Raw genomic sequence first — 15,853 nt, forward strand, 5'->3', positions numbered from 1 at the left:
ACGAAAACGTAGTGCTTAAATGTCAAAGCTTTAGCCATTCCGTTCACAATGGAGATGTGAATGGCAAGCATTAGACAGCTAAAAAGCGGTAAGTTTAACGCTCAGATAAGACTAAAGGGACTTAAGCCGATTTCAGGCACCTTTATCACTAGAGAAGAAGCAGAACATTGGGTCGCACAACAAGAAAGTCGACACACACTTAACGTCAATGAACTCAAGGAAAATCATCTAACATTATTTGAGCTAGGTTCAGCATACAGCGAACAAGTACTCAAAGGCCGTAGCTCATACGAAACAACAGTTAGAAGACTAGAGAGATTTAGGAAACGACTGCCACATCTTCTTACTGAGATCACGAAAGAGCATGTAAATAACTACAGACTTGCACGCTTAAAAGAAGTTGGGTCTGTAGCTGTAAGAGATGAGTTGCAACTCCTCAACAGGTTCTATCGGTGGGGCTACGGAGAACTCTTAATTGATAAGAAGACTATCCCTAATCCTGTCAAACCAGTTAAGCTTCCCAGAGCTTCAAAACCAAGCACAAAGATAGTCAGCAGAGAAGAGCTTAGAGAGCTATTAGACGGTCTAACGGGTGATTGTAAGATTATTGTCGAGTTGCTCTTTGAGACGGCTTGCAGACGCTCTGAGATCGTATTTATAACGGCTGGAGCAATAGATCTAACTGAGCAAACAATCTTCTTAGAACAAACGAAAACTGATGTTGAGCGATATGTCCCTCTCACCACCAGAGCAGTAACAATTTTAGAGAAATGTATCGCCAACAAAAATCATAACGACAGACTCTTCAATATAACACCAGCCGCAGTTACACGAGCCTGTGCACGAGTTAGGAAAGCAAAGAACCTTCACCCCCATGTAAGACCACATCAGCTTAGACACAGTAGAATCACCGAAGTAGCGAGAAAAGGCTTTAATCAAGGACAGCTAGCCTTAGTATCTGGCCATAGAGATGCCAGATCTTTAACTCGTTATACTCACTTAAGCGTAAAGGACGTAATTAAACTTATAGAATAAGATACCTAACTTATTTTATATGATTTAAACAGCTTTCAACCCCAATTGGAGAGCTAACTTTGATGGCTCTCCAACGTTTCGTTTAACTTCTTTTGATCAATCCAATTTATCAACTGGAATAACTCGCATAGCTTTAACCCACGTTTTGATAATGAATAACTCAGAAGCTTATCCTCAGTACTATCGTGACGTACAGCATGCTCAGGTAAACTTTTCAATGCACGGTTGGTATTATATTTTCGAACGGGCTTTATCTCTTTAGATGAAGAAAATTCAATTCTTTTAATAGCATCAGATATTTCTTCACAAGTAGCGATTTTTCCTAAACTCTCCAACCCCACAATACATCTCGGTAACTCGCGATGAAAAACGTCTCGATCACTTGTTAAGAAGTCAAGTTTTCGAAAAATATTGCTAATTTTTTCATGATAGTCCCTCATAGATCCTTCATTCGAGATTGTAATATCAGCGACGACCTCAGCGACACGTAACAATCCAAAACTAGCTTCCAGCTCATCATTGTTTTGAAAATCTTTAGGAGTACTACTAGCTGATGAGCGTGCTCTAGCAACATTTCTTCCGTACCTTGTACGCATATCAGCAGTCACATGAACAACTATTGTATTTGGAAATACTTTTAAATACTCCAAGAGCTCTTCTGTCGTTCTTAACCCTGTCACTACAGTTATACAGTTATCACTCTCTCTACTGGTGTGATACTCAATAATTTCCTCAGCAACAGCTGCAAACCCTATACTTTCCAAAAAGTTAAAAGCATCTTGTCCATCGGCTATTTCGTACTCTGCTTTACTTGCTATTTCCCTAAGAACTGTAGATGCCTCAATATGCTGAATTATCAAGTTAGAGCCTGCGGAATTAAAGCGATGAAGATAATCACCAAACGTTGTTTTACCTGCACACTTCTCTCCAATAACAACGATATTATGATTTAGTTGTTTGAAGACATCTAATTCAAGTTGACTGGATTGAGAAGGCTCTTCATCAAAAGCCAACGTAGCTTCTGGTTGTTTCCGTAAAGAATAGTTTGTGGGCTTCAGGTTCATAGCAGCATTAAATTCATTTATGCGTTCTGCCAACATTAGAAGAGATTTCGCTCTAAAATCGTAATTTAATGACTCTTCAAATTCCATTTCCCCCAATCTTTTATCAGCTTCATCAGGGATCACCCAACCATTGAAAGTATCTGGTGTTAGCCAAGGGTATTGAGCATTAACGTTAAATCTAGGGGGTGTATCTGCAACCACGCCTCTCGTCTCGCCATAAAAAAACATAGGTTCTGAAAGCGTTGGAATATGTAATGCTATATCAGACTTCACCGTAGCACTTCTATTGTTACCACGCTCTCTTAAAATTGCGTCTAGTTCTGAAAAGGATGTATCTTTAAACCACTCTTTAACTAACATACCAGGCACATCATCTTCACAGCTTAAAGCATCAATCCTCAAGGAAGTATCTTCGATAAAGAAGGCAGACTTCAACTCAACTTCTTCTTTTAATTGCTTGATTGCTTCTCTAAGAAGGTGCTTGGTGTTCTCTGAATAAGTCTCATCATATGGCTCTCTATGTGTAGAGTAATGACTGACTGATTGTCCCATTCTCCCAAAAACAGTTGTCGCTTGTAAAAATTTCTCAGGATTTGACGTGTAAAAATATACTTTCAACACCTTCTCATGGCGGTATGTATCATTATATGTCGGACGTATATTACGCAATTTTGAAGCCATCGTTGTTAAATTCAACTACTTGGAAAAAATTTAAATCTTGAGAAGAAGCAATCTTATTAATACATTCAAAAGCGTCCCAATTCTCCTCCTCAAAGATAGCATAAATCAATGGCCCCATACTACTCATGCCACTTGCCACACCATCAATTTGATTTAGTTTTTTGATCAACAATCCAACTTGATTTGGCTGATTTACGATTTCTCTACGCTTAAATCCTGTTGTTGATATCGTCGTAAGAGCTTCTTTAAATGTATCTATATCACGATTAATGATCGCCGGAATCAAACCATGATATACAGACGCCATAACATCTAATACGTCACCTTTTGGGATAGGTGTATTCTTTTCAAAGAAATTTTTTTCATACTCTCCATAAATACACTCACCTTGCGCTGGTATCAAAAGTGCTACTCGCCATGAGGATGGAGCCAAAATTGTCTGAACCTTCAATGAAGGGAGAGCTTTTTTAGAAAAACTTGACGGAGAAAAAGTACTATCAGTTGTCCTTTTCTGACCTGCATCAACTACAACCCCTCCAGAGAAGAAAGAGTGTATTCCTACACCAGACGTCCCACCTCGTCCGGTCAGTTTTTGTAGCTCCTCAATTTCGAGATTCAATGAGAAGAACTTGTTGATCAGAAGTCCAATACACAAAGCAAGAGATGTAAAAGAGCCAAATCCTGAATGCGGGACAGGCGCTGAACAAAACTTAATATTAAATCCAGCAAGCTGTTGATCGATTGCAAACTTCTCAACCAATGTATTCAGATCTTGTTTTTGAAAGTTGTCTAAGTACTCAAACCCCTGAAAAGAAATACCATCTCTACGATGAGAAATTTCAACTTCAGTACAAGGAGAGTTCAGAGCAAAGCCAATACCACCATACTTTCTCTGAGTTGCATCCCCAAGATCGATAAGAGAAACATGCACTCTACTTGGTGCTATTATTTTCATTATATTTCTCGGGAAAAATCTTTACTCGTCCATATCGTCTCAAAATGATCAGCTAGTTGTTTATAAACAAAGCCTCCTTTTTGGGCCACGAAAGTCATAGTGTTTCTGCTTTGCTCTCCAATTAGATAAGGTCCCCAGAAAACTTCATCATCCATTTTGAAAATATTCACTGATGGTAGAGCTCTCATATATCGTACCTGAAAATTTTTTTTATCAACCCCTTTAAGCCCCTGAAAATCAGAAACAAATTTATTAATATCAGGTATAATCGTGTCAGTCGGGTTAGATTCTTCTATATCTCTTTGTTTGGCATAAGCTTCATCACACGAGGGCATCTTTGGATCCAACAAAAGTATTCTTATTTTTTTCGTCTTTGACCACTCAGCAAAGTTTTTCAAATGATCCTGTCTAAATTGAGAAAGTCCAAAGCCGATTACATCAATTTTATGGCTTTCCTTTATACGATTATCATACTCTTCTCGAATTCGAGTAGATCGCCCATTAAATGCATGAGAAAGCCCCGATAGACGAAGCGTTTCAAATTTATTCTTAAGATCATCATTCAAAAAAATATACAAGAATAGCACTACCCCAGTAGCACCAGTCGCTATGAAAGAAGTACCTATCCCTGATGCTAGTGCTTCCCCCAAGAAAGCTTTAAGTTGAGGAATATGCAGGAAAGCTACACCAGCAACAAAGATCAATGTATGAAGACTAAACCAGATATAACTAGTAGGTGATTGAAATAATCTTTTAAAAAATCCCATCAAACTCCGCCCAACTAGAAAAGTCTTCGAAACGAAACTACACACTCAGGCACGCCTTATTCTCCAAGCACACTGAACCTAATTAAGTAAGTTTTATGATGCTAAAGAAACACAATTTTTGCTAGAAAATTTTTTGCGTTTTCGATTCGAGCATTATTCAGCTACGACTTTTAAAGCTTTTATGACCTCTTGAGGATCAAGATCAATAAACTCACATAAATTTATCAGCTCAATTGTATCAATACGCCTTTGGCCGCTTTCTAATCGAGCAACAAAGGATTGATGTTCGTTTAATAAGTTTGCCAAATCTGCCTGCGTCAAACCAATTCGTTTACGTTGCTCGACAAGCAATTCAATCAATGCCCTATGTCGTTTTGAGTTTATCGTTTTCACCCAAGCACCCTCTCAAAGAAGGGGCTTTAAATAATCTACTTTTTAGATTATCTTAAAATCAGATATTTTGATTCCCTATTAATCACAGGTGCTAGAATGACAACAAAAACGATTTTGTTTATTGCAGGTTTAACCTTGCTCACAGGATGTGCAACACAGGCTAAATACAAGCAAATAGTTAACTCATGGATTGATTACTCAGAAAGCAGCCTAATCAGTGAATGGGGGCCACCAATATCAACATACGAAAGCGGCGGATATAAATACCTCACTTATTCCAATAATCGTAATTTGCACTTGCCGGGAACATCTCCTAGCTATCAAACCACACTCATAGGCAGTACTGCCTACACCACCCCAATAGGTGGCTCTGCACCTGTAAACCTAGCCCTGCATTGCCAGACAACATTTCAAGTAGATAACAGAGGTATAATAAAAAGTGCACGTTGGCAGGGGAATAATTGCGTAGCAAAATGAAACACACGACAACTTAGAAATAGATCGTTGATTACATCATGGAAAAATTAATTTTAAAAGCTCTAGAATTCTCATGATTATAATTGCAATTACTCTCTTCATATTGTCCATTCTTTGGTATGGACTTGATGGCTTTCCTTACGCTTTAGTGATTACATTTCTGTCGATTACCATAGGCATGCAACTATCTATAAAAGCTTTGGAAAGGCTCCCTCCTTTGGTTGAATATTTTATCGAGTGTTTTTTAGTGTGGGCTTGCCTTCTCTGTTTAATCTTCATAGGAAAATTTGTAATAGCATTTCTAAACCTTTCAATTATAACAACTACCTAAACTCCATCCGCCCAAGCAAAAGCTATAAATGGTAGTAGTATTGATGACATTGATTCAAAAACCGCTAGATATCATCTCTGCGAGAAAAATCGCAAAAGCCTTTAGAGTAAGCTTCATGGAGACCGATTTATCGGATGCTGTAGGATCATTACCACACTTCCCTGAAGGCTGTTGCAATTGGAGCTCTTATATAATTGGACATTATTTAAAATACAAAAAAGGTTTAAACCCTCGCGAAATCATAGGTGAACGCTTCTATCCAGATGATTCCCTAGAGCACTCTTGGTTACTCGTTGATGATATCATTATAGATATTACTTCAGATCAATTCCCTGATAGCAATGCGGCTACATTAGTGAGCTACTCATCCTCGTGGCATGACAAATGGAAAATCGTTGCCGACTATCCTATTTATAAAATCCACACTAAAGATATTGAAAACAACACAACGAAAATGAATGCTTCGCAGGCATATGAAGAAATCATAAAGCACCTCAGATACCTAACTTAGTAAATTTAAATTTTAAGCTGGCAGTTAGAGCATGAAACTATAGGCACCACATATGCATTTATTTGATTTCATTTCCGTATCCTTCCCTCAAGCCACACCAGATACAACAAAACTGCACTTAGCTGTAAGAGATAATTATGGGCAAGATCCTTTAGATATCTATTTAGCTGGAGGTTTTGAAAAATGGCAAAGCTGGCAATCAAAGAGAAACTTTAACAGGGAACACATAGTTTCTCTCATACAACTAACTGAGACGAATTCGTGGTTATTTGCTGGCGCTTATAGATCAGTAAGCTGTATTTGGAATACTGATCACTTTGACTACAAAACACAGCCAATTGAACAACTAAATGAATACTCTGGTAGATTAAAAATCGATTTCAATCGTCCTGGGCGACAATCCTATTTGAAAGCCGAGCGATGGGTTGACAGTCTATGTCTAAAAGAAATGTTACCCAAAAAAATGACTGTCAGAGAGTTCAGCGGATATTCTACCACAAAACTAAGTAAAGCTCATTTAGATATCATCATCCAACAGCAGATTAATAGCTGGTATAGCTCGTTATCTAACGTATCTGGAGTATATTTAATAACTGACTTAAAAACAGGTAAACTCTATGTAGGAAGCGCAACAGGAGAAGAAGGCATTTGGCAACGCTGGACTGATTATTCAAAGAATGGTCACGGCACAAACACAGATCTAATAAAGATTTTAAATGACCATGGCTCGGATTACGCCAGTAATTTCCAATACACCATATTAGAAATTGCTGATACTCACATGACATCTAAAGAAATCAAAAATCGTGAAACCTATTGGAAAGAAGTTCTTGGATCTAGAGAATTTGGATATAACGCTAATTAGCTGCCATCATCGACATTACTACTAAATCAAAGCTCCTAAAACACTCATACATCTGTTTATGTAAGGAAAGAATATGTTTTACCAAGAATTACTTGAAAACATTTCTTCTGACTTCAAATCTAAATTTAATGCAATTGAGGCTGAACATAATTTTGATTCAGGTCCAGAATTTGAAATAGCTCTTTGTGAAGTGCTCCAAACCTATCTACCAAATAAGCTAGGAGTATGCCGCGGGTTTATAATGAACTCTATAGGTGAATGTGCTGGTGATGACATCATTATTTACGACAAGAGTACACACCCTACACTTAGAAACTTGGGACATGATAACTTTAGTAGAAAACAGAAAATCCCCGTTGAAGCTGTTTACGCATACATAGAAGCTAAAAACACACTCTACCTTAAGGGTAGTAATAGAAACAATCTAATAGATACCCTCAAGCAAATCAATAAAGTTAGATTGCTTCTCGAAAGTAGAGCCCCCTTAAAATTAAATACGTTTAATGGAGCGACATTAAACGGCTTTGAGGTTAGCAGTAAACCAGGATGGCCTAATATAAAAAACCCGCCATTCACAACAATATGGGCACGACAGGTAAAGCTTGAAAAAAGCTCAAATCCAATTCTCGAATACACTGACATTCTTAAGTATACCCACGAAAGTCTAGCGGAAGAAATAACTAGACGAATATCTTTAGGTGATGTCCCCAATAGTATTGGAGCAAAATTTGAGACCGATTTGTTGCAGTCTATTTTTGTCTCTATAGATTGCATTGTTTTAGGTAACGACGCTATAGCGTTACCTATAGAAGGAGATGACTATCAAAGCCCCTTCTATTTAGATGGAAAGAGATACGTCTTAAACAAAGTCTCTCACGGAACAGCATTTGGAGTAGGCTTAATAGCTATCAATGAAGCAATAAATTGGATTGAGTTAACGCCGATAAACTGGGGTACAGTAATTGCCCACGGTTTAGGCTGGAACATCAAACCTAAGGATTAGCTTACATATAATCGCACTACTCCAAAAGTTCACATAGCTAAGATAAAATAGATCACATCCCACCTTACAAGCCCACACGTCAAAAGGGTAATTATCTTGACACAACCGTAAAAAGTGCATTCAAATCTCTCATAGAGATAAAGGAATGAAAAATTGAAGAAATCACTTATTGCCTGCAGCTTAATCCTAGTAACTCTTCCCAGCTTTGCAGCTCAAAGCAAAAGCTATTCGATGTCCTTTGATCAGTGCCTAAAATCCATCCGAAATATATCAAGTAAACTGGGTATCGCCCCTATCAACATAGTTGAAACAAACGAAGTTCGAGTTGTTCGTTTCCTTACATCAGATGGATCAGTATTAGTTACATGTTCTCGACCAGACCAAAAACAAGTGATAACAGTTAGCGACTAATTGACATCGCATCTTAAATAATAGCTCTCACGTGCTAACAATCTCATTTCGCGAATATGCAAACAACCAAATCAGAAAGTGGGCTAAGCAACCATACACAGTAAATTTCGTATCATCCCAAAGAGAAACAGGATCAGTACAAATAGGTGGGAGCTATATGGAGAGCTTTGAAGCAGTCGTAAACCCAACAGTAATCAACACAGCAATCTAAGACATCAATGGGTTGAAGTTTGTCATTCAAGAATTGAGTGGTGGAGATGAAAACTTCATATACATAGCCGTTGAGAATAAAACTAAAGCTGGCTATAAATTCTCACAGAAACAAGCATCAAAGCACATAGGTGCTGTCATTGAGAAGTGTGAGATAAAACTATAAATAGAATCAAGAAAAGATTTAAAAAGCGCAAATAGGACCGTAATTACTTATTACAATCAAGTCTCTCTTTCAGAAAACCTTCTCAAAAGGAGCCTAGCAGTAATTAAGGTTATATGTAATCGAAATGTACAATCATCTTTATCAGATAACCCAGGGTGACTCCCCTCAGAATGCATCCGGCTCATAAGACCTGATATAAATTGTGGACTGTTTGGACTTTGTTTCCACTCACCCAAACTCTCAAATAAAAATGGAGGATTAACCTCTCTGCCTAAATAATTATAACATTGATTATTTTGGAGATTGTTCCCACTTCCTAACGTATGGGCTACTTCTTTTAGATATCCCTCAAAAAAGCTACGTAATTGGCTATTCGCCGCTGCCCATTCTCCCCTCGAAAAGCAATTAATCGCTTGCCTCAAGTGCCCCAAAGAAGTAGCAAAATTTTCCGCGTTAAGAATACTAAATATTTCGGTTTCAGCTTCTCTAAAATCAAGTTCAGGAATATCGTTCGGATACATCCTTCTCAATTCATATTGGACTTCTCGATGCCACCATTGCTCTTCTGGAGAAACAAAATTTTCGGAAATATAAAAGCCATCAAACTCTAGACCTGCTACTAGTTTCAGCCAAGCTGCTCCACTTCGATAACGTTCAGGACAATTAATTGTTTTTAAAAGGACTACTTTACTTAATTTAACTCGTCCCCCCTCAGTAAGAACAATAGGATCTTCATCTCTTATTATTCTCGCCAAGTCATTAACACGAGCTTGTATTGAGTTAGTACGACATCGGCCATCGATGTCCCACTCTATCTCGTAACTTTCCAACTCACTATGAGAACTGAATGCACCTAATAAATTACATGCCGCAGTTATAGTCATCAAACTAAAAGAACACATAGCAATATTCCCACAGGAAAAACCATAAAGAGTTCACTCATTACAGATGTAATTACTGGTGTGTAATAAGCAAAATCTCATTTACTTTTACTGATCTAGTAACAGATTGTTATAATCCTGACATTCCCGCTTTAGAATTTAATGTAAGACCACGCCAATGCCATGTCTGAAGAAAGAAAAAGTTAGTCCCCCATAACACCAATTAGCCATGTTAAATCCTCACAAACATGAATACATATTAGTAATGGAATACTGTATATACTAGGTTTAATATATACTGTCTTAGTTAGTTACTTAATTTACTGCTGCGCAATCCATTCGTTAAATTCTTCAAGTTCTTTAATATATCTGCCTGATCTTGGCACCCTTACTCTGTCTAAATATTTCCTCTCCATCTCCTCCTGATATTCTTTGACTTCATCATAAGGCATCCAAGACATAAGGCTTCCTTCTAAATCTTCAATTCTGTCTGCCTGTTCGACGACTTGAGTAGGTGGAAAGCGATCGAGAGGAAGTTTCATAACATGTCCAAATGCTTCTTGCATGGTTTCGATAAGCCAATCTTCGTAATCGCAAGGAACAATATAACTATCGTGAATTGATAATATCGGGACATCATGCGCAACAAATTCTTCAATAATTTTTTCTGTGATTTGTGAATCATAATTCATAAGCGTTACACCAATATCAGCACCGAAATACTTTGAAACTTTAGGATGTTTATCTTCTAACGCTTTCTGTATTACCTCAAGCTGTGCGTTAGTAAACTTCTTCTCTGGTGTTCCTGTATTTGCTTCATCTCTAAAAGCATTATAAGCCTCCTGAGGACTGCTTGCATTTATCAGCATAAGAGTTAATGCTTTAGCAATTGATCGCTTATTCTGAGCATCTGGGATGAATGCTATTTCAGGTAGCACATAAGGGTCATCATTATTCATTTCCTCCCAATAACTAAAGCCCTCTAAGGCATAAAGCATAACCAAGTGAAGGCCTGAAAAATCAATTTCATTTGTTGGCCTATCATTTAAATGGATTTTCTTACGTATCTCTTTCTTACAGTATTGCCACCAACCACCAGAGAAACGCCCCCCTTTATCAAAGGACTTTCTATTGAAGACCCGTCTTGTAAATCGATGGCTAAGGTTTATACCTCTTACATCCTCCAGATCAGGAACATCAATAAACGTCTTTTTAAGAAGTAAATTATAGGCATGTACGACAGAAGACATCCTTTTTGTTTCTTCTGTTTCATCATATTCAACATCAAACGCTTTGCCTGTTTCAGGGTTTTTATCCCTTAAAACTACAACTAATCGATCTTCAGAATAATCGACATCGTATTTACTAAACTTAGCTTCCCTAAATAATGCAATCAAAGCTTCAGTTGGCCACATCCTCGACAACAACCCAGCTTTACGATCTCGATCAAAAAAACCTTTTGCATGCTCAACCAGCCCTGCTGCTTCGAGAGCATCAACTACATTAATAGTAAGGTGTGAAATATGAAGTTCATTGTAACGACTCCCTGCTTTATAATCATTTACATTCCGTGAATAGGTGACCTTAAGAGCAGGGTCATCTCTCCAGGCCACATAAAGATCCAGAAGAACCACCTTTAAGTGTTTTTTCCGTATTCTTCCTTTACGCCCTTTGAAATACTTTTCGTAAATAGGAGTAATAAAATTGTTAACTTCTGGATGCTCAGACCACTTGTGAATATCGAGTGGCCTTGAATGCTTCAATGCATCGCCTTTGGCTCTAGCCTCAAGTGCTTCGATCTCTTCAGGCCAGAGATCTTCTTCATCATTACCCCGGTAGGGAGCAGGTATCGCACCATCCCGCATGCCGAAATCCTAATTTTAATTATATATAGACAGATAGCTCATTGGCTTTAGGAAATTAAATTCAATTAAAACACACAGAAATTGGCACATAAACCAGCAATAGTAATACACAATATTCTCTGCTCAATTGTATTACATTACGATACAAAACAGCTACATATTACCCCTTACATCGTCTCTCTTATATCCACTTTAACTATGTTCTTTCAGGTATATAATCTCTAATTCTATATTACTTGATTTACAGATAACCTAATCAACGCCCTCAATAAAGGTTTCAACAAAATCACGTATCTTACCTATTACGCGTTCCGCTACTGTACTGCGTTCTCGTAAGGACGGACGTGTTTCCATGATCTCAATGATCTCGTCTCGCATTGGCATTTTCTCTGTAAACAGGTAATTACCCAACACTGCTTCCAAGCCATCAGGATCAAGTCCTTCTTCTTCACTAAGAGAAGCTAGAGCCTTCTGCTTTTCTTCAGTCCAGTAAGTCTCAAACTCCTCAGCAACGTTTGCACTTGCCGACATATCCGCGAAGTGATCCGCAATAAAGCGTTCAATAAGTTCTTTCTTACTTCTGAGTTGCGTTTCAGTATCCAGAATATCCGTGATTGTCTTGCGTGTTCTGGTCTGTTCTTCTTCGCTCTTGCCCTTCATATTCAGCAGAAGGTTTATAATGTAGCTGACATTGATTCTATCACGGCTAATAAGCTCTACTTCAAAATCAATGTCATCAAGAATAGATACTTTCTCTTTCTGCGTTTCACTCCGCACCTTGTCATAAAGATCAAGGTACTTACTGCGGAAATCAGCAAAAAGCTGTTCGTCCAATGGCAAATCATCAAAGCTGAACTCAGTAAAGCAATCTAGAACATTCTTAATTCTGATAACTTCTCGGAAGGCCTGAATAAATCTTGCTTCATCTTCTTCAGTAAGCAGGTCATCAACGCTGGCAACATCCGGTGTGATGGTCAGCAGGTTCTCTACAGCACCTTTGAACTTCTCAACATAATCCTCATAGGGTGCGAGAATGATCTCTTCCTGTGCGTCCTTGTTAGCAAAGAGTTCGATAGCCTGATCAGTAGCAGGTTTAAGATTTCTGAAGCACACAACATTACCCTGTGACTTCTTTTGCCCCTGTATACGATTAGTACGAGAATAAGCTTGAACTAACCCGTGATACTTGAGGTTCTTGTCTACGTAGATTGTATTGAGCGGCTTACTATCAAATCCAGTCAAGAACATGTTCACGACAAGCAATATGTCGATTTCTTTTCGCTTAACTCGCTTCCCAATATCTTTATAAAAGCTGTAGAACGCCTTACTATCCTTTGTAGAGTAATTCGTTCCAAACATTGCATTGTAATCGTCAATACACTCGTCCAGCCTTTCACGACTATGCTTGTTAACAGGCGCACCATCCTCGGGCATGTCGTCACCTGTTCCCATACCATCTGCATCAGTGTCTTCTTCATTGGCCTGATAAGAGAAGATAGTCGCTACTTTTAAATCATGTTCTCCTGCGTCTTTCTTGGCCTTAAACAGCTCATAATAGCTAAGCAGTGTCTTAATATTTGAGACACAAAACATCGCTGTAAATTCACGGTTATGAGTCTTGCGATTATGGTTCGCGAGAATGTAATTAGTTATCTTTTCAAGGCGTTCATCCGCCTCCATCACTTCGGCAGTATCAATAGCCTCAACTTCAATATCAACAACCTCTTCTTTCTGTTTAAAGGTACGGATGTATTCAACAGAGAATTTCAGCACATTCTCATCACGAATGGCATCGGTAATCACATAGCTATGAAGTTTCTGGTCAAAGAGGTCTTTTGTTGTTCGCTTACCCAGTGCATTTTTCGCTGCGTTGTCTCGGAAAATCGGTGTACCCGTAAATCCGAACATCTGTACATTATCGAAATATTCTTTAATACGTTTATGCGTTGCCCCAAACTGTGAACGATGGCATTCATCAAAGATAAAGACCATCTTTTTGTCTTTAAGATCTTCCATCGTCTTGAGATGACGATCTTTACTAATAGCAGCATTAAGCTTTTGCAGCGTCGTAACGATTAACGGTGTATCATCAGAAAACTGCTCAACCAGTTTCCCAGTGTTATTCGTTGCATCAACGCTACCTTCTTGGAAGCTATTGAACTCCTTAATTGTCTGGAAATCGAGATCTTTACGATCAACAACAAACACAACCTTATGAACATTGGGATGCTGTGTAAGGATCTGTGCTGCCTTAAAGGAAGTTAGTGTCTTTCCTGAACCCGTTGTGTGCCAGATATAACCGTTCTTATTTGTCGTCAGTACCTGTGCGACAATCGCCTCCACCGCGTAGAACTGATAGGGACGCAATGCCATAAGCATATTATTGCTCTCGTTAAGCACTACATACTTAGTTATCATCTTTGAGAGTTGACACTTCTCTAAAAAAGCATCCGCAAACTCGCTAAGCTGTGTAATTCGTTTATTGCGACGATCAGCCCAAAAGAAGGTTTGTTTAAAGTCACGATCTTTCACTGGGTTATTGGCGTAATATTTGGTGTTCACGCCATTACTGATAACGAAAAGCTGTATGTATCCAAATAACCCATATCCACTGGTAAAGCTGTGTCTGTGGTATCGATTTGTTTGATTAAATGCCTCTTTCATCTCAAGACCACGACGCTTGAGTTCTATCTGACAAAGAGGCAAGCCATTTACCAATAACGTCACATCATAACGATTGGTATATTTTCCTGTCATGGTGATTTGATGTGTGACTTGATATTCGTTTTTACACCAATGAATTTGATTGATTAGATCAATATACCCAGTTGTTCCGTCATCTCTGGTGTAATCGATCTTATCACGCAGGATTTTGGCCTTCTCAAAGATATTGCCTTTTGCGATCTTGTTCAGGATTTGTGAAAACTCAAAATCCGAAATACTAACCTTGTTATGCTTTTCCAGTTGTGCCTTGAGATTAGCAACCAAAGCCTCTTCATCGGTGATAGAAACCTTTTCCCAGCCCAGAGTTTGAAGCTGAGCGATAAGAGCATTTTCTAGCTGTTGTTCAGTTTGAGTATTCATCACTACCCTTGTACAAACATTTGTTGCAGCAAACCCTTTTTGAAGATCTGAGTTTTATCTAACTCTTGAGCTACTAAAGCTATCTTGCCATCAATCACAGAGAGGAAATTAGCGATTTTTTTTTGTTCATCCAGTTGGGGAATTGGTAAAGTTACTTCTTTAAGAATACTAAAATGTCTTTTATACCCTTCTGCTTCCAAATTAAAAAAGTACAATGCGTAGTACAGATAATTTATGTAATCTTCTTTGCTACTTAATATTTTTGTACCATCAGCACCGACAACAAAATTAAAATCTATAAATTTAACTGCAGTCGTGTGATCACCAAAAATCACCACAGGGATCTCTTTTATATTAAAAACTTTACTTTCCTGATCAGTATAACCTGCAACTAGTGCTTGCCCTTGATCGACTACGGGAATAGCGCCAACCTCAAAAATTTCATTACTTTGTATTTGAAACTTCTTAGTTGGGATGGGATCAAACGCATCCAAAACAGTTTTTTCTTCCCAATCAGGAAAAGGCTTACCGTTATCATCAGTGAACCTGATCTCTTGCGAGAAGATTTTTTGCATACACCCCTTTTTGTAATCTTCTAGAAGATCTTTCTTTTTCCGGAGCTGCATAATCTTCTCATCCACCGAACCCAAAAATGCAGCGATCTTTTGTTGCTCTTTCAGTTCCGGCTTATGATGTGGGATTGAGGAAAAGTCACTAGGATAAAGCCTTAAACGGTCATTTGTTAGACCGTGAGAAAATGCCCAAAGAAGATGCAGCATATGACCAAATTTAAACCACTGTTCATAGAATTTAGGACACGTATCTTTATACGGTGCAATCACTACGTAGGCTGGACTAACCATGCAATCCTCATCGGCATAACCTACAGCTCCTTGCCACATGCGCATCATATTATAGACCAAATCTTGGCGGTATACCTTAAGGTTGCTGTCATATGATGCATTAAAGGTAATTTTACGCTCTAGCTCGCTACGCTTAATCAATCCCTGACCTTGAGTAACAGAATAAATTGGAAGATGCTTTTCTCCTCTTTCTCGCCGACTAAAAAAACTATCTCCTAGCTTTACCTTGCGCCATTCATCAGTAAATTCAGGAAATCTTAGTTCAGGAACAGTTTGCTCTTGCTTTTGCAT

13 protein-coding genes are annotated in these 15,853 nt (G+C 38.3%); 5 read left to right on the forward strand and 8 right to left on the reverse strand.

Annotated elements, in window-relative coordinates:
• Positions 1–60: 60 nt before the first annotated feature.
• Positions 61–1,035 carry a tyrosine-type recombinase/integrase gene (locus WH96_RS01145; RefSeq protein ID WP_047762296.1) on the forward strand — a complete coding sequence of 325 codons (975 nt, stop codon included), beginning with the start codon at positions 61–63 and terminating at the stop codon, positions 1,033–1,035.
• Between the two features lie 53 nt (positions 1,036–1,088).
• Here the strand turns inward: WH96_RS01145 and WH96_RS01150 are convergent, their stop codons facing one another.
• The 4 genes from WH96_RS01150 to WH96_RS01165 all read right to left on the reverse strand — a co-directional run bounded on the left by WH96_RS01150 (position 1,089) and on the right by WH96_RS01165 (position 4,895).
• The gene (locus WH96_RS01150; protein WP_053005528.1) at positions 1,089–2,780 is read right to left on the reverse strand and encodes a non-canonical purine NTP pyrophosphatase; all 1,692 of its coding nucleotides are present in this window, start codon (positions 2,778–2,780) and stop codon (positions 1,089–1,091) included.
• On the reverse strand, positions 2,761–3,735 hold the full coding sequence (locus tag WH96_RS01155) for a beta-ribofuranosylaminobenzene 5'-phosphate synthase family protein (RefSeq protein WP_047762297.1): 975 nt from the start codon (positions 3,733–3,735) through the stop codon (positions 2,761–2,763). The genes WH96_RS01150 and WH96_RS01155 overlap by 20 nt, the downstream gene beginning before the upstream one ends.
• Positions 3,735–4,502, reverse strand: coding sequence for a hypothetical protein (locus WH96_RS01160; RefSeq protein ID WP_047762298.1), 768 nt, complete (start codon positions 4,500–4,502; stop codon positions 3,735–3,737). Before WH96_RS01160 ends, WH96_RS01155 begins: the two co-directional genes overlap by 1 nt.
• Before the next feature lie 153 nt (positions 4,503–4,655).
• Positions 4,656–4,895: a helix-turn-helix domain-containing protein gene (locus WH96_RS01165; RefSeq protein ID WP_047762299.1), complete on the reverse strand. Its 240-nt coding sequence runs from the start codon at positions 4,893–4,895 to the stop codon at positions 4,656–4,658.
• Between the two features lie 96 nt (positions 4,896–4,991).
• Here WH96_RS01165 and WH96_RS21835 point away from each other — a divergent pair, with 96 nt between their 5' ends.
• From WH96_RS21835 to WH96_RS01185, 4 genes are all read left to right on the forward strand, one after another.
• On the forward strand, positions 4,992–5,372 hold the full coding sequence (locus WH96_RS21835; protein WP_156176651.1) for a hypothetical protein: 381 nt from the start codon (positions 4,992–4,994) through the stop codon (positions 5,370–5,372).
• A gap of 374 nt (positions 5,373–5,746) precedes the next feature.
• On the forward strand, positions 5,747–6,214 hold the full coding sequence (locus WH96_RS21000; RefSeq protein WP_156176652.1) for a hypothetical protein: 468 nt from the start codon (positions 5,747–5,749) through the stop codon (positions 6,212–6,214).
• A gap of 52 nt (positions 6,215–6,266) precedes the next feature.
• On the forward strand, positions 6,267–7,079 hold the full coding sequence (locus tag WH96_RS01180; RefSeq protein ID WP_047762301.1) for a GIY-YIG nuclease family protein: 813 nt from the start codon (positions 6,267–6,269) through the stop codon (positions 7,077–7,079).
• Positions 7,080–7,152: 73 nt separating this feature from the next.
• Positions 7,153–8,082 (forward strand): DUF6602 domain-containing protein, encoded by a 930-nt coding sequence (locus tag WH96_RS01185; RefSeq protein WP_047762302.1) that lies wholly within the window; start codon positions 7,153–7,155, stop codon positions 8,080–8,082.
• Between the two features lie 843 nt (positions 8,083–8,925).
• Here the strand turns inward: WH96_RS01185 and WH96_RS01190 are convergent.
• The 4 genes from WH96_RS01190 to WH96_RS01205 form a co-directional block, all read right to left on the reverse strand.
• A complete protein-coding gene (locus tag WH96_RS01190) occupies positions 8,926–9,771 on the reverse strand; it encodes a hypothetical protein (RefSeq protein ID WP_047762303.1) in 846 nt (281 codons plus the stop codon).
• A 299-nt stretch (positions 9,772–10,070) separates the two neighbouring features.
• Complete coding sequence (locus tag WH96_RS01195; RefSeq protein ID WP_047762304.1) at positions 10,071–11,615, reverse strand: hypothetical protein; 1,545 nt, start codon at positions 11,613–11,615, stop codon at positions 10,071–10,073.
• A gap of 252 nt (positions 11,616–11,867) precedes the next feature.
• Positions 11,868–14,699 (reverse strand): type I restriction endonuclease subunit R, encoded by a 2,832-nt coding sequence (locus WH96_RS01200; RefSeq protein WP_047762305.1) that lies wholly within the window; start codon positions 14,697–14,699, stop codon positions 11,868–11,870.
• 2 nt (positions 14,700–14,701) lie between these two features.
• A complete protein-coding gene (locus tag WH96_RS01205) occupies positions 14,702–15,853 on the reverse strand; it encodes a restriction endonuclease subunit S (RefSeq protein ID WP_053005531.1) in 1,152 nt (383 codons plus the stop codon).

This window comes from Kiloniella spongiae (assembly GCF_001026905.1).
Lineage (GTDB): Bacteria > Pseudomonadota > Alphaproteobacteria > Kiloniellales > Kiloniellaceae > Kiloniella > Kiloniella spongiae.